The 22,470-nt window shown below is 69.7% G+C and carries 16 protein-coding genes and 1 tRNA gene; 7 read left to right on the top strand and 10 right to left on the bottom strand.

Going from position 1 to position 22,470, the window contains the following annotated elements:
• Positions 1-93 precede the first annotated feature (93 nt).
• From gltB to pyk, 4 genes are all read left to right on the top strand, one after another.
• Complete coding sequence (gene gltB, locus ACIBF7_RS12465; protein WP_397197120.1) at positions 94-4,626, top strand: glutamate synthase large subunit; 4,533 nt, start codon at positions 94-96, stop codon at positions 4,624-4,626.
• Positions 4,627-4,700: 74 nt separating this feature from the next.
• Positions 4,701-6,179 carry a glutamate synthase subunit beta gene (locus tag ACIBF7_RS12460; protein ID WP_397197119.1) on the top strand — a complete coding sequence of 493 codons (1,479 nt, stop codon included), beginning with the start codon at positions 4,701-4,703 and terminating at the stop codon, positions 6,177-6,179.
• Between the two features lie 144 nt (positions 6,180-6,323).
• Entirely contained in the window at positions 6,324-7,946 is a 1,623-nt protein-coding gene (locus tag ACIBF7_RS12455; RefSeq protein WP_397197118.1) for a S8 family peptidase, read from the top strand.
• Positions 7,947-8,065: 119 nt separating this feature from the next.
• The gene (gene pyk, locus ACIBF7_RS12450; protein WP_148032618.1) at positions 8,066-9,496 is read left to right on the top strand and encodes a pyruvate kinase; all 1,431 of its coding nucleotides are present in this window, start codon (positions 8,066-8,068) and stop codon (positions 9,494-9,496) included.
• 48 nt (positions 9,497-9,544) lie between these two features.
• Here pyk and dapD read toward each other — a convergent pair whose 3' ends face one another.
• From dapD to ACIBF7_RS12435, 3 genes are all read right to left on the bottom strand, one after another.
• Positions 9,545-10,486, bottom strand: coding sequence for a 2,3,4,5-tetrahydropyridine-2,6-dicarboxylate N-succinyltransferase (gene dapD, locus ACIBF7_RS12445; protein WP_397197117.1), 942 nt, complete (start codon positions 10,484-10,486; stop codon positions 9,545-9,547).
• Positions 10,487-10,535: 49 nt separating this feature from the next.
• The gene (locus ACIBF7_RS12440; RefSeq protein WP_148032616.1) at positions 10,536-10,955 is read right to left on the bottom strand and encodes a pyridoxamine 5'-phosphate oxidase family protein; all 420 of its coding nucleotides are present in this window, start codon (positions 10,953-10,955) and stop codon (positions 10,536-10,538) included.
• Positions 10,956-11,170: 215 nt separating this feature from the next.
• Positions 11,171-11,253 (bottom strand) — tRNA-Leu (locus ACIBF7_RS12435).
• Between the two features lie 106 nt (positions 11,254-11,359).
• On the opposite strand from ACIBF7_RS12435, the gene ACIBF7_RS12430 reads away from it, so the two are divergent.
• Positions 11,360-11,944: an ANTAR domain-containing response regulator gene (locus tag ACIBF7_RS12430; protein ID WP_261808661.1), complete on the top strand. Its 585-nt coding sequence runs from the start codon at positions 11,360-11,362 to the stop codon at positions 11,942-11,944.
• Between the two features lie 16 nt (positions 11,945-11,960).
• Here ACIBF7_RS12430 and ACIBF7_RS12425 read toward each other — a convergent pair whose 3' ends face one another.
• Positions 11,961-12,749, bottom strand: a complete 789-nt coding sequence (locus tag ACIBF7_RS12425) for a hypothetical protein (RefSeq protein WP_397197116.1) — start codon at positions 12,747-12,749, stop codon at positions 11,961-11,963.
• A 250-nt stretch (positions 12,750-12,999) separates the two neighbouring features.
• On the opposite strand from ACIBF7_RS12425, the gene ACIBF7_RS12420 reads away from it, so the two are divergent.
• Positions 13,000-14,295 (top strand): ABC transporter substrate-binding protein, encoded by a 1,296-nt coding sequence (locus ACIBF7_RS12420; RefSeq protein WP_397197115.1) that lies wholly within the window; start codon positions 13,000-13,002, stop codon positions 14,293-14,295.
• A gap of 66 nt (positions 14,296-14,361) precedes the next feature.
• Here ACIBF7_RS12420 and ACIBF7_RS12415 read toward each other — a convergent pair whose 3' ends face one another.
• The 6 genes from ACIBF7_RS12415 to ACIBF7_RS12390 form a co-directional block, all read right to left on the bottom strand.
• A complete protein-coding gene (locus tag ACIBF7_RS12415) occupies positions 14,362-14,757 on the bottom strand; it encodes a hypothetical protein (RefSeq protein ID WP_397197114.1) in 396 nt (131 codons plus the stop codon).
• Positions 14,758-14,819: 62 nt separating this feature from the next.
• Positions 14,820-15,605: an ABC transporter ATP-binding protein gene (locus tag ACIBF7_RS12410; RefSeq protein ID WP_148032612.1), complete on the bottom strand. Its 786-nt coding sequence runs from the start codon at positions 15,603-15,605 to the stop codon at positions 14,820-14,822.
• On the bottom strand, positions 15,602-16,534 hold the full coding sequence (locus ACIBF7_RS12405; RefSeq protein ID WP_148032611.1) for an ABC transporter ATP-binding protein: 933 nt from the start codon (positions 16,532-16,534) through the stop codon (positions 15,602-15,604). The genes ACIBF7_RS12410 and ACIBF7_RS12405 overlap by 4 nt, the downstream gene beginning before the upstream one ends.
• Complete coding sequence (locus tag ACIBF7_RS12400; RefSeq protein ID WP_148032610.1) at positions 16,524-17,510, bottom strand: branched-chain amino acid ABC transporter permease; 987 nt, start codon at positions 17,508-17,510, stop codon at positions 16,524-16,526. Before ACIBF7_RS12400 ends, ACIBF7_RS12405 begins: the two co-directional genes overlap by 11 nt.
• 10 nt (positions 17,511-17,520) lie before the next feature.
• On the bottom strand, positions 17,521-18,672 hold the full coding sequence (locus ACIBF7_RS12395) for a branched-chain amino acid ABC transporter permease (protein ID WP_397197113.1): 1,152 nt from the start codon (positions 18,670-18,672) through the stop codon (positions 17,521-17,523).
• A gap of 535 nt (positions 18,673-19,207) precedes the next feature.
• Positions 19,208-19,621 (bottom strand): PaaI family thioesterase, encoded by a 414-nt coding sequence (locus ACIBF7_RS12390; protein WP_372452401.1) that lies wholly within the window; start codon positions 19,619-19,621, stop codon positions 19,208-19,210.
• Positions 19,622-19,683: 62 nt separating this feature from the next.
• Between ACIBF7_RS12390 and polA the strand changes: the two genes are divergently transcribed.
• Positions 19,684-22,374, top strand: coding sequence for a DNA polymerase I (polA, locus tag ACIBF7_RS12385; RefSeq protein ID WP_397197112.1), 2,691 nt, complete (start codon positions 19,684-19,686; stop codon positions 22,372-22,374).
• Positions 22,375-22,470: the final 96 nt, after the last annotated feature.

Raw genomic sequence — 22,470 nt, 5'->3', positions numbered from 1 at the left:
GTGCGGTAACCTCTACACACGATATGCAGCAGGGCCAACGTCGTCCCCGCCTGTAAGCAGTTCAAGACAGACGATGACGACGGGAGGGATGCAATGCCTGCTGCCCACCTCGGGTTCCCCGAGCCCCAGGGCCTCTACCACCCCGCCAACGAGCATGACGCCTGTGGTGTCGCCATGGTCGCCGACGTCGCAGGACGCCGGGGGCACGGGATCGTGGTCAAGGCGCTGACGGCGCTGTGCAATCTGGATCATCGGGGGGCCAAGGGTAGCGAGCCGGACACCGGCGACGGAGCCGGGATCCTCACCCAGATCCCCGACGCTTTCTACCGCGCGACCACCGGCTTCCCGCTGCCCCCCGCCGGGCAGTACGCCACCGGCATCGCGTTCCTGCCCATCGACGAGCAGGCGCGGGCCATCGCCACCGGCATGATCGAGGAGATCGCCGCCGAGGAGGGCCTCACCGTCCTCGGGTGGCGCGACGTGCCGGTCGACCGCGCGCTGCCCGGGCCGAGCGCCCGCGCGGTCATGCCGTACTTCAAGCAGCTCTTCGTGTCCTCGCCGGGCGGCGAGGCCGGGCTCGGCCTCGACAGGCTCGCGTTCTGCCTGCGCAAGCGGGCCGAGCACGAGGTGGACGTCTACTTCCCGTCCCTGTCGGCGCGTACGGTCGTCTACAAGGGCATGCTCACCCCCGAGCAGGTCGAGCCGTTCTTCCCCGACCTGTCCGACGAGCGTTACGAGAGCGCGATCGCGCTGGTCCACTCGCGCTTCTCCACCAACACGTTCCCGAGCTGGCCGCTCGCGCATCCGTACCGCTACATCGCGCACAACGGCGAGATCAACACCGTCAAGGGCAACCGCAACTGGATGCGCGCCCGCGAGGCCATGCTCCGATCGGACCTGATCCCGGGCGACCTTGCGCGGCTCTTCCCGATCTGCGACCCCGACGCGAGCGACACCGCCTCCTTCGACGAGGTGCTGGAGCTGCTCCACATCGGCGGCCGGAGCCTGCCGCACGCGGTGCTCATGATGATCCCTGAGGCGTGGGAGAACCACACCGAGATGGATCCCGCGCGCCGCGCCTTCTACGAGTTCCACTCCTCCCTGATGGAGGCGTGGGACGGCCCGGCGTCGATCACGTTCACCGACGGCACGCTCGCCGGCGCCGTGCTCGACCGCAACGGCCTGCGCCCCGGCCGCTTCTGGGTGACGGCCGACGGGCTCGTCGTGCTCGCCTCCGAGGCGGGGGTGCTCGACTTCGAGCCCGGGGACGTGGTCCGCAAGGGCCGCCTGCAGCCCGGCCGGATGTTCCTCATCGACACCGCCCGCGGCAAGATCATCGAGGACGACGAGATCAAGGCCGAGCTCGCCGCCGCGCTCCCGTACGAGGACTGGCTGCACGCGGGGCTGGTCAGGTTCGAGGAGCTGCCCGCGCGCGAGCGCTGGGTCGTGTCCGAGACGCGCGAGGTCGACAGCCCCAGCCACGAGGCGCTCGTCAAGCGGCAGCAGACCTTCGGCTACACCGAGGAGGAGCTGCGCGTCATCCTCACCCCGATGGCCCGCACCGGCATCGAGCCGATCGGCTCCATGGGCACCGACACCCCGGTCGCGGTGCTCAGCGAGAAGCCCAGGCTGCTGTTCGACTACTTCAGCCAGCTGTTCGCGCAGGTGACGAACCCGCCGCTGGACGCCATCCGCGAGGAGCTGGTGACCAGCCTGGCCAGCACGCTCGGCCCCGAGGGCAACCTGCTCGACCCCGGGCCGACGTCGTGCCGCCAGCTCGTGCTGCCGTACCCGGTGATCGACAACGACGAGCTCGCCAAGATCATCCACATCAACGACGAGCACGACCTGCCGGGCTTCCACCCGCACGTCGTCTCCGGCCTCTACGAGGTCGCGGGCGGCGGCGAGGCCCTGCTGCACCGCCTCGACGAGATCCGGGCCGAGGTCTCTCAGGCCATCGCCGACGGCGCCCGGATCATCGTGCTGTCCGACCGCGGCTCCGGCGAGGCGCTCGCGCCCATCCCGTCGCTGCTGCTCACCGGCGCGGTGCACCACCACCTGATCCAGGAGAAGACCCGCACCAAGATCGGCCTGGTGATCGAGACAGGCGAGGCCCGCGAGTGCCACCACATGGCGCTGCTCATCGGCTACGGCGCCGGCGCGGTCAACCCCTATCTCGCCATCGAGACCGTCGAGGACCTGGTCGACAGCGGAACGCTCAAGGTCGACAAGCGCAAGGCCGTACGCAACCTGATCAAGGCGTACGGCAAGGGCGTCATCAAGGTCATGTCCAAGATGGGCGTGTCGACCGTGGCCTCCTACACCGGCGCGCAGATCTTCGAGGCGCTCGGCCTGAGCCAGGAGGTCATCGACTCCTGCTTCACCGGCACCACCTCGCGGCTCGGCGGCGTCGGCTTCGACGTGCTGGCCAGAGAGGCCGCCGAGCGTCACGCGCACGCGTACCCGAGGGCGGCGAACGCGCACCGCCGGCTCCAGGTCGGCGGCGAGTACCAGTGGCGGCGCGAGGGCGAGCCCCACCTGTTCAACCCCGAGACCGTCTTCAAGCTGCAGCACGCCACCCGGACCCGCCGCTACGAGATCTTCAAGGAGTACACCGGCATGGTGGACTCCCAGGCGGAGCGGCTGATGACCCTGCGCGGCCTGTTCAAGCTGCGCGCGGGCACCCCGATTCCGATCGAGGAGGTCGAGCCCGTCTCGGAGATCGTCAAGCGGTTCTCCACCGGCGCGATGTCGTACGGCTCGATCTCGATGGAGGCGCACGAGACGCTCGCCATCGCGATGAACCGGCTGGGCGGCAAGTCCAACACCGGCGAGGGCGGCGAGGACCCCGAGCGGCTCTACGACCCGGCCCGCCGGTCGGCGATCAAGCAGGTGGCCTCCGGCCGGTTCGGCGTCACCTCCGAATACCTGGTGAACGCCGACGACCTGCAGATCAAGATGGCCCAGGGCGCCAAGCCCGGCGAGGGCGGCCAGCTGCCCGGCCACAAGGTCTACCCGTGGATCGCCAAGACGCGCCACTCCACGCCCGGCGTCGGCCTCATCTCGCCGCCGCCGCACCACGACATCTACTCGATCGAGGACCTCGCGCAGCTCATCCACGACCTGAAGAACGCCAACCCGGCGTCCAGGGTCCACGTGAAGCTGGTGGCCGAGGTCGGCGTCGGCACGGTCGCGGCCGGGGTGTCGAAGGCGCACGCCGACGTGGTGCTGATCTCCGGCCACGACGGCGGCACCGGCGCGTCCCCGCTGACCAGCCTCAAGCACGCGGGCGCGCCGTGGGAGCTGGGCCTGGCAGAGACGCAGCAGACGCTGCTGCTCAACAACCTGCGCGACCGCATCGTGGTGCAGGTCGACGGCCAGCTCAAGACCGGCCGCGACGTGGTCATCGCCGCCCTGCTGGGCGCCGAGGAGTACGGTTTCGCCACCGCGCCCCTCGTGGTCAGCGGCTGCGTGATGATGCGGGTCTGCCACCTCGACACCTGCCCGGTGGGCGTCGCCACGCAGAACCCCGAGCTGCGCAGGCGGTTCAGCGGCAAGCCCGAGTTCGTGGTCAACTTCTTCGAGTTCATCGCCGAGGAGATCCGCGAGTACCTCGCCGAGCTGGGCTTCCGCTCGCTCGACGAGGCCATCGGACACGTCGAGATGCTCGACACCACGGCGGCAGAGGACCACTGGAAGGCGGGCGGGCTCGACCTGTCGCCGATCCTGCACCGGCCCGACCTGCCCGCGAGCACCGCGCTGCGCCGGGTCACCGGCCAGGACCACGGCCTCGACCACGCGCTGGACAACACGCTCATCCAGCTCGCCGAGGGCGCGCTCCGCGACGGCACCCCGGTCACGCTCGACCTGCCGATCCGCAACGTGAACCGCACGGTCGGCACCATGCTGGGCTATGAGGTCACCAAGCGTCACGGCGGCGAGGGCCTGCCCGACAACACGATCGACATCTCCTTCACCGGCTCGGCGGGCAACTCGTTCGGCGCGTTCGTGCCCCGCGGCATCACGCTGCGGCTCACCGGCGACGCCAACGACTACCTCGGCAAGGGCCTGTCCGGCGGTCGCGTCACGCTGCGCCCGCACGAGGAGGCGCCGCTCGACGGTCACATCATTTCCGGAAATGTCGCCCTATACGGTGCCACGTCCGGAGAAGTGTTCATCCGTGGCGTCGTCGGCGAACGGTTCTGCGTGCGCAACTCCGGCGCGACCGCCGTCGTCGAAGGCGTCGGCGACCACGGCTGCGAGTACATGACCGGCGGCAGGGTGGTCGTGCTCGGCCCCACCGGGCGCAACTTCGCGGCCGGCATGTCCGGCGGCGTCGCCTACCTGCTCGACCTCAGGGCCGAGCGGGTCAACCGCGAGATGGTCGCCATCGAGGCGCTCACCGGCGAGGACGCCGAGTTCCTCAAGGAGACCGTCGAGAAGCACTTCGCCGAGACCGGTTCCCCGGCGGCCAAGCAATTGCTGGCCGACTGGGACTCCGCGCTCACCCGGTTCGGCAAGATCATGCCGACCGACTACCGGCGGGTCCTGGAGGCCGCGGAGGCCGCCCGCATCGAAGGCAGGGACATCGACGAGGCCGTCATGGCGGCCGCGGTGCAGTCGTGACCCGCCGCAATGAGCATGGCCATGAAGGCGGACTGTGCTCGACCAACGACGTTCAGGGATAGGGAGGCGTACCGATGGCTGACCCCAAGGGGTTCCTCACGCACGAGCGGGAGCTGCCGGCGCGCCGCCCCGTCGACGTCCGCATCGGCGACTGGCAGGAGGTCTATCAGGACTTCCCGCCCGGCAAGCTGACCAAGCAGGCGGCCCGCTGCATGGACTGCGGCATCCCGTTCTGCCACAACGGCTGCCCGCTGGGCAACCTCATCCCGGAGTGGAACGACCTCGTCCACCGCACCGACTGGCGCGAGGCGATCGAGCGGCTGCACGCCACCAACAACTTCCCGGAGTTCACCGGCAGGCTCTGCCCGGCTCCGTGCGAGGCGGCGTGCGTGCTCGGCATCAACGCCGACCCGGTGGCGATCAAGCGGGTCGAGGTCGAGATCATCGACCGGGCGTTCGCCGAGGGCTGGGTGACCCCGCAGCCGCCGCAGCGCAAGACCGGCAAGCGGGTGGCCGTGGTCGGCTCCGGCCCGGCCGGGCTGGCCGCCGCCCAGCAGCTCACCCGCGCCGGTCACGACGTGGTGGTGTACGAGCGGGCCGACCGCGTCGGCGGGCTGCTGCGCTACGGCATCCCCGAGTTCAAGATGGAGAAGCGCCACATCGACCGCCGCCTGGCGCAGATGCGGGCCGAGGGCACCGAGTTCCGCACCGGCGTCAACGTCGGCCTCGACGTCACCGCCGCCGAGCTGCGCGAGCAGTACGACGCGGTGGTGCTGTCCGGCGGCGCGACCGCGTGGCGCGACCTGCCGGTGGCGGGCCGCGAGCTCAAGGGCGTCCATCAGGCGATGGAGTATCTGCCGCTGTCCAACAAGGTGCAGGAGGGCGACTTCGCGGTCTCCCCGATCTCCGCCGAGGGCAAGCACGTCGTGGTCATCGGCGGCGGCGACACCGGCGCCGACTGCATCGGCACCGCCATCCGGCAGGGCGCCGCGTCCGTCACCCAGCTGGAGATCATGCCGCGGCCGCCCGAGACCCGGGCCGCCGGGCAGCCGTGGCCGACCTTCCCGATCCTGTTCAAGATGGAGAGCGCCCACGAGGAGCTCGCCGAGCAGGGCGGGCAGCGGGTGTACGCGGTCTCCACCACGGAGTTCGTCGGCGACGCCGACGGCAACGTGAAGGCGCTGCGCCTGGTGGAGGTCGAGGGCCCGCAGTCGGGCTTCAAGCCGATTCCCGGCACCGAGCGGGAGATCCCGGCCGAGCTGGTCACGCTCTCCATGGGCTTCGTCGGCCCGGAGCGGGGCCCGCTGCTGCGGGACCTGGCCGAGCTGGGCGGCGACGGCTTCTACGACGCCCGCGGCAACGTCGCGCGCGACAAGACCTACATGTCCAAGGTCGACGGCGTGTTCGTGGCCGGCGACATGGGCCGCGGCCAGTCGCTCATCGTCTGGGCCATCGCCGAGGGCCGCGCCACCGCCAGCGGCGTCGACCGGTTCCTGACCGGTGACACGGCGCTGCCCTACCCGATCCTGCCGACGGCCCGCCCGCTGGTCTGACCTGCGCTGGAACGAAACGCCCGCCCGGCCCCTTCCCGGGCGGGCGTTTCGTGTCCCGGCTCGTCCCCGTATCCGGCGGGTTGCATCAGTTGCCGCAGGTCGGGAAGATGCACATTCTGGAGAAGTACGGATGATAGGGGAGAAATGAGGCGTGTTGCCCCGGTCCTCGCGGCGCTGTCGGCGACAGCCGCGCTGACCGCCTGCTCCCCGGTCACCCCCGCGGCCGCGGCCGCCGCCGACTACCTCGTCTTCTACGCCGACGGCCGCCGGGCCGACGCGCTCACCGCCGTGCGGAAGGCCGACGGCACCGTCACCCACACCGAGACCAAGCTCGGCTACCTGATCGCCCAGGGCTCCGGCGAGCGCTTCGCCGAGACCGTCGGCGCCGACCCCGCCGTCGTCGGCGTCTCCGGCGACAGGGCCATCGGCCGCACCTCCGCGACCGCCGCCAGGGCGTTCCCCGACGGGTCGGCCTTCGGCGAGAAGGGCTCCGCCGAGAAGAGCGACCCGCTCAGCGGCCTCCAGTGGGACATGCGGATGATCGGCGCCGACCGCGCCAACGAGAAGGCGCCCGGCACGAAGAAGGTCCTCGTCGGCGTCATCGACACCGGCATCGACGGCAACCACCCCGACATCGCGCCCAACTTCAACCGCGGGCTCAGCCGCAACTTCGTCACCGACCGGCCCAAGGACGAGAACGGCGAGAACCTCGACGGCCCCTGCGAGGCCGCGGACTGCAAGGACCCCGTCGACCAGGACGACGAAGGCCACGGGACGCACGTCGCCAGCACCATCGCCGCGCCCATCAACGGCATCGGCATCGCCGGAGTGGCCCCCGGGGTGCAGCTCGTCAACATCCGGGCCGGCCAGGACTCCGGCTTCTTCTTCCTCAAGGCCAGCCTCGACGCCCTCACCTACGCCGGCGACATCGGCGTCGACGTGGTCAACATGAGCTACTACGTCGACCCGTGGCTGTTCAACTGCCGGGCGAACCCGTCCGACAGCAAGAAGGAGCAGCTCGAACAGCGCGCCATCATCACCGGCATGCAGCGCGCCCTCGACTACGCCAGGAAAAAGGGCGTCACCCTCGTCTCCGCGCTCGGCAACGGCGCCACCGACCTCGGCCGGCCGAAGGTCGACAACGACAGCCCCGGCTACCCGCGCGGCGATGAGAAGATCCGCCGGATCGACAACGGCTGCCTCAACGTCCCCGCCGAGTCGGAAGGCGTCATCTCGGTCGCCTCCGTCGGCCCGTCCGGCCGCAAGGCCATCTACAGCGACTACGGGACGGAACAGGCGGACGTCGCCGCGCCCGGCGGCGACGCGCTCGACGGCAAGGGCGCCTCCCCGACCCGCTCCATCCTCGCCGCCGCCCCCGAGAAGGCGCTGCGCGCCAAGGGCCGCATCGGCGCCGACGGCAAGCCCAAGGGCCAGGACGTCGTCCGCGACTGCGCCCGCGGCACCTGCGCCTACTACCAGTATCTCGACGGCACCTCCATGGCCGCCCCGCACGCCAGCGGCGTGGCCGCCATCATCATCAGCCGCTTCGGCAAGCCGGGGCCGGGCGGCGTCACCCTCGCGCCGGACACCGTCGAGGAGTACCTGTACAAGACCGCGACGCCGACGGCGTGCCCGGTCCCGCGCGCGTACGTCTACGACGTGTACGGGGAGAAGACCACCCACGTGTGCGAAGGTGGCCCGGACAAGAACGGCTTCTACGGCCACGGCATCGTCAACGCCCTGGAGGCGGCCACCTTCGAACCATGACGGCGACACGTGCATGTGGCGCGCTCGCCGGTCGCCGTTGCCGTGCTGTTCTCCCGCGCGCAGTACGTTCTGCGTCGTCCTTGACTGCCAAGTGGTCTGTACCAATTAAGGTAGGACTCGTGACACGTCGCGCGAAAATCGTCTGCACTCTAGGCCCAGCCACGTCCTCACCCGAACGCCTGCGCGATCTCATCGCCGCGGGCATGGACGTCGCACGGTTCAACCTCAGCCATGGCGACCATGACATGCACAGAGAGGTCTTCGATCGCGTCAGGGAGGTGGCGGCCGACCTCGGCCGCGGTGTAGGCGTTCTCGCCGACCTGCAGGGCCCCAAGATCCGCGTCGGCCGCTTCGAGGAAGGACCGGTCCGGCTCGGCTTCGGCGACGTCTTCTCCATCACCGCCGAAGACGTCCCCGGCGACCGCGAGCAGGTCTCCACCACCTACAAGGGTCTCGCCAAGGACGTGCGCCCCGGCGACACCATCCTCGTCGACGACGGCCGGCTCGTGCTCGAGGTCACCCGCGTCGACGGCGACCGGGTCGTCACCCGCGTCGTCATCGGCGGCATGATCTCCGACAACAAGGGTCTCAACCTGCCCGGCGTCAACGTCAGCGCCCCCGCGCTCACCGACAAGGACGAGACCGACCTGCGCTGGGCGCTGCGCACCGGGTTCGACATGATCGCCCTGTCGTTCGTCCGCCGTCCCTCCGACGCCGACGTCGTACGCAACATCATGGAGCAGGAGGCCGTCCGACTCCCCCTCCTCGCCAAGATCGAGAAGCCGCAGGCGGTCGAGCGCCTCCCCGAGATCGTCGAGGCCTTCGACGGCATCATGGTCGCCCGCGGCGACCTCGGCGTCGAGCTGCCGCTGGAGCAGGTGCCGATCGTGCAGCGGCGCATCATCGAGCTGTGCCGCGAGAAGGCCCGCCCGGTCATCGTCGCCACGCAGATGCTCGACTCGATGATGAGCGCCCCCCGCCCCACCCGCGCCGAGGCCTCCGACGTCGCCTACGCCGTCATGGACGGCGCCGACGCGGTCATGCTGTCGGGCGAGACCTCCGTCGGCAACTACCCGATCGAGTCCGTCTCCACGATGGACCGCATCGCCTGCGCCGCCGAGGCCTCCTCGCTGCACGCCACCCACACCCTGGAGCGCATGCCGGAGACCACCGGCGGCGCCATCGCCCGCGCCGCCGCCGAGGTCGGCGCCATCGTGGGGGCCAAGGCCCTGGTGGCCTTCACCATGTCCGGCGAGACGGCCCGCCGGCTGGCCCGCTACCGCTCGCCGATCCCGCTGCTGGCCTTCACCTCCGCGCCCCACGTCCGCGGCCAGCTCTCGCTCACCTGGGGGGTGGAGACGTTCCAGGTGCCGTTCGTGCACCACACCGACGACATGGTGCGGCAGGTGGAGGCGTCGCTGCTGTCGCTGGGCCGGCTGGAGAAGGGCGACAAGGTGGTCATCGTCGCCGGCTCCCCGCCCGGCACCCCCGGCTCCACCAACGCGCTGCGCGTGCACACGATCGGCTCCGCCGTCTCCCACGCCAGCTGAGGGACCGTCCGTCGGCCGGCTGCCCCCGGGAGGGAAGCCGGCCGGACGCTAGTTGGCGTGCAGCGCCTCGTTCAGCTCGATGCCGGTGCCCTGGCGGGTCACCACCTCCACGGCGCCGGTCTCGGAGTTGCGGCGGAACAACAGCCCGTCGCGCCCCGACAGCTCCCTGGCCTTCACCACGCCGCCGTCCGGCAGGCGCACCTTCGTGCCCGCCGTCACGTACAGCCCGGCCTCGACGACGCAGTCGTCGCCCAGTGAGATGCCGATGCCCGCGTTCGCGCCGATCAGGCAGCGCTCGCCGACCGAGACGACCTCCTTGCCGCCGCCCGAGAGCGTGCCCATGATGGACGCGCCGCCGCCCAGGTCGGAGCCCTCGCCGAGCACCACGCCCGCCGAGATCCGGCCCTCGACCATGGACGCGCCCAGCGTGCCGGCGTTGAAGTTGACGAACCCCTCGTGCATCACGGTCGTGCCGCTCGCCAGGTGGGCGCCCAGGCGCACCCGGTCGGCGTCGGCGATCCGCACCCCGGACGGCATCACGTAGTCGACCATGCGCGGGAACTTGTCGACCCCGTAGACCGCCACCGGCCCCCTGGCCCGCAGCCGCGCCCGCGTGATCTCGAAGCCGTCCACGGCGCACGGCCCGTGGCTGGTCCACACGACGTTCGCCAGCTTGCCGAACACCCCGTCGAGGCTCAGCCCGTGCGGCCGGACCAGCCGCGCCGAGAGCAGGTGGAGCCGCAGGTAGGCGTCGTGGGCGTCGGCCGGCGGCTCGGAGAGCTTGGCGATGCCGGTGCGGACCGCCACCACCTCCACGCCGCGAGCCTGGTCGGGCCCCACCAGCCCGCCCAGCTCGCCGGCCTCCTCGGCGGAGAGCCGCTCGGTGCCCGTCACGGGCGGCTCGCCCAGCTGAGGCTCGGGGAACCAGGTGTCGAGTACGCTGCCGTCAGCGGCTATGGTCGCGAGGCCGATGCCGAAAGCGCCGGTCACGGCAGGATCGATAGCAGTCACATGCCTCAAAATACCGTGACGGTGCTCCTCAGATGGCGCCCAGGTCGGCCGACAACCAGTGTTCGGGCCGCATCCGGAACGTCACCAGCGCGCCCAGGTCGGACCCCTCCACGTAGCCGGGAACCGCCTCGACCGGCAGGTAGCGCGAGGCGATCCTGGTGAGCTGCTCCAACGTCGTCGGCCCCGACCACACGACCGGCCCCTCGACGGACACGTACCGATAGGTCGGGCTGGTCCGCTGCACCAGCAGCGTGAAGCGGCCCGTCTTCCCGATCAGCGCCGCCTTCCGGGAGTCGCGCCCGGTCAGGAACTCCACGTCGCCGCCCGGTTCGTAGTCGTACCAGACCGGCACGCTCAGCGGCCCCCTGTCCGCTCCCGCGTCGACCGCCACACCGGCCACATGCGGCTCCGCCAGAAACTTGGCCCGCTCCGCCACGTTCAACCCCACGGCATCCACCTCCGAAAAGCCACCGTGATCCGTTCATTACCGATCTTCGGTCACCCTATGCCTGCTTTGGAGGCGTACCTTCGAGGCGAAAGGTCACGTGGAGCAGGGGGAGGGCGTCTCGACGGGGCGTTCGGCGCACGACCTGGCCGCCGTAACCGGCCGATCGGAGAGCACGCTCAAGGATCACACGAGGGTGCGTGCGACGGTTTCCGGGGTGCCGGAAGCGGGATTCGAACCCGCACGCCCTTGCGGGCAGACGCTTTTGAGGCGTCAGTGTCTGCCATTCCACCATTCCGGCATATTTCCGGACGTGTCCGGAAACTTGTGGGGGTTCACCTCTTCAGGGAGACTGTCGAGGATGCCGCCGTGGATCTAATGTACCGGACATCGGTACTCTTCTGCTCGTGAGTACGCAGCGGCGAGTGGTGATCGCGGAAGACGAGGCGCTCATCCGCCTCGATCTCAAGGAGATGCTCCAGGAGGACGGCTACGTCGTCGTGGGGGAGGCCGGCGACGGGGAGCAGGCGATCCGGCTGGCCACCGATCTGCGGCCCGATCTCGTCATCCTGGACGTCAAGATGCCGGTGCTCGACGGCATCTCCGCGGCGGAGCGGATCGTGGCCGAGCGGATCGCGCCATGCCTGATCCTCACCGCGTTCTCCCAGCGTGACCTGGTGGAGCGGGCCAGGGAGGCGGGGGCGATGGCCTATCTGGTCAAGCCGTTCACCAAGGCCGACCTGGTGCCGGCGATCGAGATGGCGGTGAGCCGTCACGAGGAGATGGTGGCGCTGGCCGCCGAGGTGTCGAGCCTGACGGAGCGGCTGGAGACGCGCAAGCTGGTCGAGCGGGCCAAGGGCAGCCTGATGACGCAGCACGGCTGGAGCGAGCCGCAGGCGTTCCGCTGGATCCAGAAGGCGTCCATGGACCGCCGGCTGAGCATGCGCGAGGTCGCCCAGATCGTCATCGAGGACGCGGCCGACCGGGGCTGAGCGCCCCGGCGCGGGTTCACGACGTGGGCAGGCCGCACACGTCGAGCGCGTAGTGGATGAGGCGGTCCTGGACGTCCTTCGGCGGGCTGACGATCACGACGCGCTGCTCGCCGCCGTCGACGCTGGCGCGTACGGGGAACAGGAACGCCTTCTTGGCCTCGGCGAAGGCGTGCGGGTCGCACCGCCCGGGGGTGAGCCGGATCTCGGCCGCGATGCTCGGGGCCGCGGCGTCCAACTGGGCGATCGGGTCACCCTCGGTGACCGGGGCGGCGATGTAGTGCGTGGTGCCGTCGATGCGGTGCACGGTGACGGCGCCTTCGCCGCGGCGGGTCAGCACGAGGGTGCCGTGCATGGCGTCGCCGACGCGCTTCCACTCGGGGCCGAAGGCGATGTCGGCCGCCAGCTTGATCAGATGCTCCGAACACTCGTCGCGCAGCAGCCGGGTCAGCAGCGGATCGGGGTGGGGGATCTCGAAGACCACCTTGCGCGGCTCCTGCTCCGCGCCGACGCGGACGTGGGCGACGACGGTGGCCGGCTGGACGCCGGGAAGGCGGCCGGGCGTGCAGTTGGCTTTCCCGAAGGGGATGGGTAAGTCGGTTCTCTCCGTCTTCTTGACCGTGATTTCCACGTTTTGTGGGGCCAATGTGGTGAATGATGGCGTCACCAGTTGAACGTCGGTGAAGTGCACCGGAGTCTCGGAGGTGTTGCGCACGGCCACCTGCATCCTGTGCGCGGGCTCGTCCGAGCGCCACTGGGCGAGCGAGACCGATACGCCCGGCGGCGGTGCGGCGTCGGGTGGTGGCACGCTGTCACCGCCGCAACCTGCGAGGAGGGCCATCAGGGGGAGGAGTGCCGTTATCCGCTTCACCGACGCAGATTAAGCACCTGCCGATCACGCGCGTAAGTTGAGGACTGATTACGACTCCGCATCCAAGTGCCGACAGTTACCCCGCTGCCCTGGCATCACCATGCAGGCATTTTGTACGTTTCCGTCATTCGATCGGGAACGCTCGGCGTGCTGACGGATCCCGGCCTGGAATGAAGGAGATTACTTCATGGTCCGCATTGCTCCCGTGGGACGGGTGCTGGCTGTCGTGGCTGCCACCAGCCTCGCCCTGACAGCTTGCGGTGGTGGCAGCGACACCGCCTCGCAATCCACACCTTCGTCGGCTGCGCCATCCTCCGCGGCCCCCGCGGCAGAGGGCGACGGCACGCTTACCCTGGGCACGCTGCTGCCGCAGACGGGGTCGCTCGCGTTCCTCGGCCCGCCCGAGTTCGCGGGCGTCGACCTGGCCGTCAAGGAGATCAACGAGGCCGGCGGCGTGCTCGGCAAGGACGTCGTCAAGATCCACACCGACTCCGGCGACACGACCACCAACATCGCCTCCCAGTCGGTCGACAACCTGCTGGCGCAGAAGGCCGACGCCATCATCGGCGCCGCCTCCTCGTCGGTCTCGGAGACGGTGATCGACAAGATCACCGGCGCGGGCGTCATCCAGTTCTCCCCGGCCAACACCTCCGACACGTTCACCACCATCGCCGACAAGGGCCTCTACTTCCGCACCTCGCCACCGGACAAGCTGCAGGGCCGCGTCCTCGGTGACCTGATCGTCGCCGACGGCAACGCCACGGTCGCCATCATGGCGATGCAGGACTCCTACGGCACCGGCCTGGCCGACCAGGTCGTCAAGACCGTCGAGGACGGTGGCGCCGAGGTGGTCGAGCGGGTCGACTACGACCCGAAGGCCGCCGACTTCGCCGCCGACATCGCCAAGCTCAAGGCGAAGAACCCCGCGGGCATCGTGCTCATCGGCTTCGAGGAGACCGCCAAGGTCATCAACGAGCTGGTCAAGCAGGGTCTGTCGGCCGACAAGCACAAGTGGTACATGGTCGACGGCAACACCTCCAACACCAACTACGTCGACATGCCCAAGGGCACCCTGAAGGGTGTCAAGGGCACGATCCCCGGCGCCGCGTCTCCTGAGGACTTCCAGAAGAAGCTCCTTGAGGTGGACGGTGACCTTGAGGACTTCAGCTACGCGCCGGAGTCGTACGACGCCGCCAACCTGATCGCACTGGCCGCGGAGGCCGCCAAGAGCGACTCGGGCACGGCCATCGCGGCCAAGCTGGCCGAGGTCAGCAAGGGCGGCGAGAAGTGCGACAGCTTCCCGACCTGCGTCGAGCTGCTCAAGGCCGGCAAGGACATCGACTACGACGGCGTGAGCGGTCCGGTCGAGTTCAACGACGCCGGTGACCCGGCCGTCGCCACCATCGGCATCTACGAGTACGGCGACGACAACAAGTACGGCACCAAGGCCGTCGAGTACCGCACGGGCAACATCGAGGGCTGATCGCTCCTCCGGTGAGCCACCGGGCCCCGGTCCCTCCCCCCTGAGGACCGGGGCCCTTTCACGTGCTCAGGAGCAGCCCTCCTCGATCCGCGCGGCGGCGGCCCGGTACTCCTTGAGCAGCGCCACCTGCCGCGCGCGCGGCAGGTCCGCCACGGACAGGTCCCGCGTGGTGGCCTCGACCGTACGGACGGCGCCGCCGAGCGAGGCGGGCAGGCGGGGGCCGAACTGGAGGGTGATGCCGCGCACCTCGGCCAGGCGGCCGAGCACGGCGTCCTCGAAGCGCTGCGCGTCCTCCTCGCCCGCGGGCTCCAGCAGGAGGCCGGCGTAGCCGATGGCGGAGACCACGCGCGCGCACGGATCGTCGCCGGGGTCGCCGCCGGTGCTGTAGGCGCCGGCGGCGGGCGCCTGCCCGCAGGCCGCCAGGACGGGGAGCATGAGCACGAACGCCACGAAACGGTTCACATGGACATTGAAAACGGAGAAGGGGCCCCGGGTGGAGCCCCTTCTCCGTTTCGTGCCGTGATCTACGCCCTGGCGAGGGTCCCGAGGTACAGCTCGATGACCTTGGGGTCGTCGGCGAGCTGGCGTCCGGTGCCGGTGTAGGCGTTGCGCCCCTGGTCGAGCACGTAGCCGCGGTGGCAGATCTGCAGGCAGCGCCGGGCGTTCTGCTCCACCATGATGATGGTGACGCCGGCCTTGTTGATCTGCTGGGCCTGGAGGAACACCAGGTCCTGCAGCTTGGGCGACAGGCCCGCCGACGGCTCGTCCAGCAGCAGCACCGACGGCTCGGTCATGAGCGCCCTGGCCATGGCCACCATCTGCCGCTCACCGCCCGACAGGGAGCCGGCGCGCTGCTTGCGCCGCTCCTTGAGCGCCGGGAACAGCTCGCAGACGAACTCGAAGCGCTCCTTGAACTTGGCGGGCGCCTGGAAGGCCCCCATCTCGAGGTTCTCCTCGATGGTCAGGCTGGGGAAGACGTTGTTGGTCTGCGGGACGTAGCCGACGCCGCGCGAGACCAGCTGGTGCGCCTTCATGTTGGTGATGTCCTCACCCTTCAGCGTGACCGTGCCGCTGCGGATGTCGACCAGCCCGAACATGGCCTTGAGCAGCGTCGACTTGCCGGCCCCGTTGGGGCCGATGATGCCGATCAGCTCGCCGTCGCCCACGTACAGGTCGGAGCCGTTGAGGATGTTGACACCCGGCAGGTAGCCGGCGATCAGCTCGTCGCAGCGGAGCACGGCGTTCTCGGCGCCGCTGAGATGGTCGCTGCGGTCGGTGACGGCGGCCTTGGACTCGGGGACGGCGTTCACTTGCTCTCCTCCTGGATCTCGGCCTCGAGCGCCTCCTCGGCCTCATGGAGCTGCTCCTCCAGCTCGCTCTCCGAGAGCGGCGCGTCATGGTGGGCGCCCAGGTAGGCGTCGATGACCCGCTGGTCGGACATGATCGTGTCCGGTGGGCCCTCGGCGATGACGGCGCCCTGTGCCATGACGATGACCCAGTCGCTGATGTCGCGCACCATGTCCATGTCGTGCTCGACGAACAGCACGCTCATGCCCTGCTCACGCAGGTCCTTGACGTGGCCGAGCAGCGACTGGGTGAGCGCCGGGTTGACGCCCGCCATGGGCTCGTCGAGCATGACCAGCTCGGGCTCGACCATGAGGGCGCGGGCCATCTCCAGCAGCTTGCGCTGGCCGCCGGAGAGTGAGCCGGCGAAGTCCTCGCGCTTGGCGTCGAGCTTGAACCTGGCCAGCAGTTCGTCGGCGCGTGCGGTGATCTGGTCCTCCTGGCCGCGCCAGGACCCGGGGATCAGCGCGCGCCAGAAGTTCTCGCCCTTCTGACCCTGCGCGCCGAGCCTCATGTTCTCCAGCACGGTGAGCCGCGACAGCGCCTTGGTGAGCTGGAAGGTGCGGACCATGCCGGCGCGCGCGACCTTGTGGGCCGGTACGCCGTTCATCTTGCGCCCGTTGAACGTCCACTCGCCCGAGTCGGCGGTGTCGAAGCCGGTGAGCTGGTTGAAGAACGTGGTCTTGCCCGCGCCGTTGGGGCCGATGAGGGCGGTGATGGAGCCGCGCTGGACCTCCACGTGCCCGACGTCGACGGCCGTCAGGCCGCCGAAGCGGCGCACGACGTTGTCGACCACGAGGATCGGGTCGGGCTTGGCCACGCCCGGCTCGTGGGGGAGGTCCTTGAACGCGGCCAGCGCGGCGGCCTTGCGGTCGGTGGCGGTCTCAGCGTGCATTGATGGCCAGCTCCCTCTTGTCGCCGAAGATGCCTTGCGGGCGGTAGACGAGCAGGAGGATCAGCCCCAGTCCGACCAGCAGGAAGCGGAACGGGCCGACCTGCGTGATGTCCATGAAGGTGATGACTCCGGACTGCACCGCGCCGCTGAGGAGACCGTTGACGAGCACCAGCAGCACCCAGAAGATCGACGCGCCGACCACCGGGCCGAACACGCGGGCGGCGCCGCCGAGGATGACGATCGTGTAGGCGAAGAACGTGGTCTCGGTGCCGAAGATGTCGGGCTGCACGGACCCGGTGGCGAGTCCGTAGACGAAGCCGCCCAGGCAGCCGAGCACGCCGCCGAGGATCAGCGACTGCATCTTGTAGGAGAACACGTTCTTGCCGAGGCTGCGCACGGCGTCCTCGTCCTCGCGGATGGCCTTGAGCACGCGTCCCCACGGGCTCTTCATCAGCAGGAAGACGATGAGGCAGGCGATGGCGATCAGGACCCAGCCGACGGTGAGCACCCACATCTCGCGCTCGTTGAAGCTCAGCGGCCAGAACCCGTAGGTCCCCTCCGCGTAGGGGTTGATCTCGTAGAAGCCCTGTGAGAAGCCGCGCCGGCCGTCGGAGCCGCCGAAGACGCTCTTGAACTCCACGGAACGGAAGATGAGTCTGACGATCTCCGCCGCGGCGATGGTCACGATGGCCAGATAGTCGGCGCGCAGCCGCAGCGTGGGGATGCCCAGGAGGAAGGCCAGCAGGACCGCGGCGACCAGGCCGACGCCGATGCCGATCCAGAAGGGCAGCCCGATCACGGTGACGGTGACGGCCAGGCCGTAGCCGGCGACGGCCAGGAACGCCGACTGGCCGAAGTTGAGCAGGCCGGTGTAGCCGAAGTGGATGTTGATGCCGATGGCGGCGAGCGCGTACCACACCGTCTCGACGCCGATGGCGGCCTTGAGGGTGGTGGAGAGGATGATGTCCCAGTTCATGATTCCCCCGTCAGCCGATCCGCTCTCGGCGGCCGAGGATGCCCTGCGGCCGGAAGAGGAGCACGAGGATGAGCACGGCCAGCGCGCCGACGTTCTTGAGCTCCGGTGGTATCCACAGCGTCGAGACCTGGATGAACAGGCCGACGATGATCGAGCCGATGAGCGCTCCGAAGGCGGTGCCGAGGCCGCCGAGCGTGACGCCGGCGAAGATGAGGAGCAGCAGCTCCTGGCCCATCGTGAACTTCAGGTTCTGCGACAGGCCGAGCATGACGCCCGCGAGCGCGGCGATGGCGCCGCCGCCGGTCCAGATGATGCGGATGATCCGGTCGACGTTGATGCCCGAGGAGGCGGCCAGCGCCGGGTTGTCGGCGACCGCGCGGGCGGCCTTGCCGGTACGGGTGCGCAGCAGGGCGAACCCGACGGCGATGAGCACGATCAGCTCGATGCCCATCGAGATGAGGTTCTTCGGCGTGGCCGAGATGGGGCCGAGCTGGAGGCCGGCCTGGGCGTTGTACTGGGCGTACGCCTGGGTCTCGCCGCCGAACAGGATGAGGAACAGGTATCTCATGAACAGCGCCACGCCGATCGAGACGATCATCGCGGCGATGATGCCGGTGCCGCGCCTGCGCAGCTGGCCCCAGAAGAACCGGTCCTGCGCGTACCCGATCCCGCCGGCCAGCATGACCGCGATGACCGCGGCCGGGATGATGTGCAGGCCGAAGGGAACGTTCACAAGATAGGCGAGCAAGGCCCCCAGGGTGACCAGCTCGCCGTGGGCGAAGTTGGTCAGGCCGGTGGTGCCGTAGATGAGCGACAGGCCGAGCGCCGCCAGGGCGATGATCAGCCCCAGGTTGAAGCCTTCGAAAGTCAGCTGCGCCGCGCGCTGCCAGAACGCGCTGCCGCCGCCCTCGTCGGGCGCCGCCGCGCCGTCCGCGGTCTTGGCCTGCAGGGCGAACAAGACGGTGGTCGGGTTGCCTTCGTACACGGTCGGGGCGCGTTGGTTGTTGCCCCCCCGGATCGCCATGTTCTGCGGGAGCGTGGCGGCGTCCAGTGTGACCTTGTACTGGCCGGGTTCCTCGATCGGCACTTCCCACGTGCCCTGGGCGTTGCTGGTGACCTCCTGAACGGGTTGCCCGCTTTCGGTGGTAACCACGATCTTCACGCCGTTCACTGGCTGGCCTTGGAATGTGAGTGTTCCCCTGAGGCTCTGTTCCGGTGCGGCCGCATGGGCCGGGACGGTGAGCAGCAGGATGAGTCCACCCAGGAAGGCCGTGAACGCGATCACGGCTCTGCGCAATGGTGCTCCCTCAATTAGGTCAAGGCGGGGTTGTGCCCCTCCATCTCGACACGCGGGCATCGCAGGCACAACTGGGATGCTGTGGCGGGAGCTTATTTCGCGTACGCCCGGTTCAGTATCCTTCGTCACCATTTAGTGACATGTGTGTGTCACTCATGTGAGCAAACGAAGGTGGCAGGTCAGGGGCTAAATCGAGGGTTGCACCTGGCAGGTGACAGTCACAGATTGCTAACGATCGAGGGGGGAATGAAAGAGCCCGAGGGGCGGCCTTTGGGGCCATGCAAGGCTTTCCCCGGCCTCACCTGTTATCTACTCGGCCTCCCCGCGGGCTCTAGTGCACACAACCGTAGCGACCTGTGGGGGGCATGCGCAAAGGGCGGACAAAAGTCACGCAAAGGACTCAGGCGTCACGCAGCATGCATGTGAGGCGCGAGGTGCACACCCGCCGCCCGGCTTCGTCCGAGATCTCGATCTCGTAGCTGGCGAGCGTACGCCCGGCGTGCAGGGGAGTGGCGACGGCCGTGACGAACCCCGACGTCGCCGAGCGGTGATGGGTGGCGTTGATCTCGACGCCGACCGCGATCCTGCCGGGCCCGGCGTGCAGCGCCGCGCCGGTCGAGCCCACCGTCTCGGCCAGCACCACCGAGGCGCCGCCGTGCAGCAGCCCGTACGGCTGCGTGTTGCCCTCCACCGGCATGCGGGCGACCACCCGCTCCGGCGTGGCCTCCAGGAACTCGATGCCCATGCGCTCGGCGAGCACGCCGGTCTTGTCACGGACGAAGGCGAGGCCGACCGCGGGATCGATCTGCGTCAAGGGGACGCCTCCAGTCTTTCCAGCTCGGGTTTTCTGTCGTAGTCGCAGACTAGGCTGCCTGTGTGCCGAAGAGTGAAGTGACCCCCAGCCGCCCGTGCCTGCTGCTGCTCGACGGGCATTCCCTGGCTTACCGCGCCTTTTACGCGCTCAAGGACGCCAACCTCATGACCACCGACGGTCAGCACACCGAGGCGGTCTACGGGTTCACGTCGATGTTGACCAACATCCTGCGCGACGAGCAGCCGACGCACATCGCGGTGGCCTTCGACCGCTCGGAGCCGACCTTCCGGCACGAGGAGTACGCCGCCTACAAGGCCAACAGGGCGGAGACCCCCGAAGACTTCCGCGGCCAGATGCAGCTCATCTACGAGCTGCTCGACATCCTGCGCATCCCGCGGCTGTCCAAGCCCGGCTTCGAGGCCGACGACCTCATCGCCACCCTGGCCACCCGCGCCTCCGCGGAGGGCATGAGCGTGCTCATCGTCACCGGCGACCGCGACGCGCTGCAGCTCGTCGACGACGACGTCACCGTGCTCATGACCCGGCGCGGCATCAGCGACATGACCCGCTTCACCCCCGAGGCGGTGCAGGAGAAGTACGGCCTCACCCCGCGGCAGTATCCCGACTTCGCCGCGCTGCGCGGCGACCCCAGCGACAACCTGGCCAGCATCCCCGGCGTCGGAGAGAAGACCGCCGCCAAGTGGGTGCGCGAGTACGGCTCGCTCACCGCGCTCGTCGACCGCGTCGACGAGGTCAAGGGCAAGGTCGGCGACAAGCTGCGCGAGCACGTCGCCCAGGTGCTGATGAACCGCCGGCTCACCGAGCTGCTGCGCGACGTCGTGGTCGAGGCCGAGCCCGCCGAGCTCAAGCAGGGCGCGTGGGACCGCGAGGAGCTCAACAAGCTGTTCGACACCCTCCAGATCCGCGGCGAGCTGCGCGAGCGCGTCTTCAAGACGCTCGGCACCGGCGAGCAGGAGCCCGACCAGGGCTTCGAGGTCGAGACCGTGATCCTCGGCCCCGACCGGGTGCCGGGCTGGCTGTCGGCCATGCCCGAGGGCCGCGCCGGCCTGGCCTTCAAGGGCTCCTACGGCAGCGGCACCGGCCGCGTCGACGCCATCGCCGTCGCCTCGCCCGACGGCACCGCCGCCCACCTCGACCCCGCCAAGCTCACCGAGGCCGACGAGGCGGCGCTGCGCGCCTGGCTGGCCGACGAGTCCAGGCCCAAGGCCGTCCACGACGCCAAGGGCCCGATGCTGGCCCTGTGGGCGCAGGGCCTCGACCTGCGCGGCCTCACCTGCGACACCGCGCTGGCGGCCTACCTCGCGATGCCGGGCCAGCGCACGTTCGCCCTCGAAGACCTGGCCAGGCGCTATCTCCACCGCGACCTGCGCGCCGAGGAGGAGCCCAGCGGCCAGGCCGCGCTGTTCGGCGACGACGAGGACGCCCCCGCCAAGGACCTCGCGCTGCGCGCCCACGCGGTGCGCGAGCTGGCCGACGCGCTGGAGGCCTTCCTGACCGGCCGCGGCGGCACCCAGCTGCTCACCGACGTCGAGCTGCCGCTGCTGACCGTGCTGGCCGAGCTGGAGCGGGCGGGCGTGGCCGTCGACCGCGACTACTTCACCGGCCTGGAGGCCGAGTTCGGCGCCGCGGTCAAGCACGCCGTCGAGGAGGCCCACCGGGTCGTCGGCGAGCAGTTCAACCTCGGCTCGCCCAAGCAGCTGCAGGAGATCCTGTTCACCAGGCTCGGCCTGCCCAAGACGAAGAAGATCAAGACCGGCTACAGCACCGACGCCGACCAGCTCGCCTGGCTGGCCACCCAGACCGACCACGAGCTGCCGGTCATCATGCTGCGCCACCGCGACCAGACCAAGCTCCGCACGACGGTCGAGGGCCTGATCAAGGAGATCGCCGACGACGGCCGCATCCACACCACGTTCAACCAGATCATCGCCGCGACCGGCCGCCTGTCGTCCGAGAAGCCCAACCTGCAGAACATCCCGATCCGCACCGCCGAGGGCCGCCGCATCCGGCAGGGCTTCGTCGTCGGCGAGGGCTACGAGACGCTGCTGACCGCCGACTACAGCCAGATCGAGCTGCGGATCATGGCCCACCTGTCGGGCGACGAGTCGCTGATCGCCGCCTTCGACTCGGGCCACGACTTCCACCGGGCGACCGCCGCGCGGGTGTTCGACCTGTCGCCCGAGCAGATCGACGGCGAGCTGCGGGCGCGCATCAAGGCGATGAACTACGGCCTGGCCTACGGGCTGTCCGACTTCGGGCTGTCGGGGCAGCTCAACATCCCGGTGGCCGAGGCCCGGGCGCTCAAGGAGGAATACTTCCAGGAGTTCGGCGGCGTGCGCGACTTCCTGCAGGAGATTGTCCGCCAGGCCCGCACCAACGGCTACACCGAGACCATGATGGGCCGCCGCCGCTACCTCCCCGACCTGACCAGCGACAACCGCCAGCGCCGCGAGATGGCCGAGCGGATGGCGCTCAACGCCCCCATCCAGGGCTCGGCGGCCGACATCATCAAGGTCGCCATGCTCCACGTGCGCCAGGCGCTGCGCGAGGAGGGGCTGTCCTCGCGGATGCTGCTCCAGGTCCACGACGAGCTGGTGTTCGAGGTGGCGCCCGGCGAGCTGGAGACGCTCAGGCAGCTCGTCACCGACCAGATGAACGCCGCCTACCACCTCCGGGTGCCGCTGGAGGTGTCGATCGGCGTGGGCCGCACCTGGGAGGACGCCGGCCACTGACTCTTGCCGGGTTTGCCCTCTTTTGACCGGGTATCCCGTAGGGCTCAGAGGTCCGCGGTGGTTCTGGACTACTCTGTGGGTTCGATTTCCCCGAGC

It is taken from the genome of Nonomuraea sp. NPDC050478 (assembly GCF_044458265.1).
Classification (GTDB): domain Bacteria; phylum Actinomycetota; class Actinomycetes; order Streptosporangiales; family Streptosporangiaceae; genus Nonomuraea; species Nonomuraea ferruginea.
The sequence above is the reverse complement of the archived record's forward strand: the minus strand, read 5'-3'. Positions and strand labels throughout refer to the sequence as shown.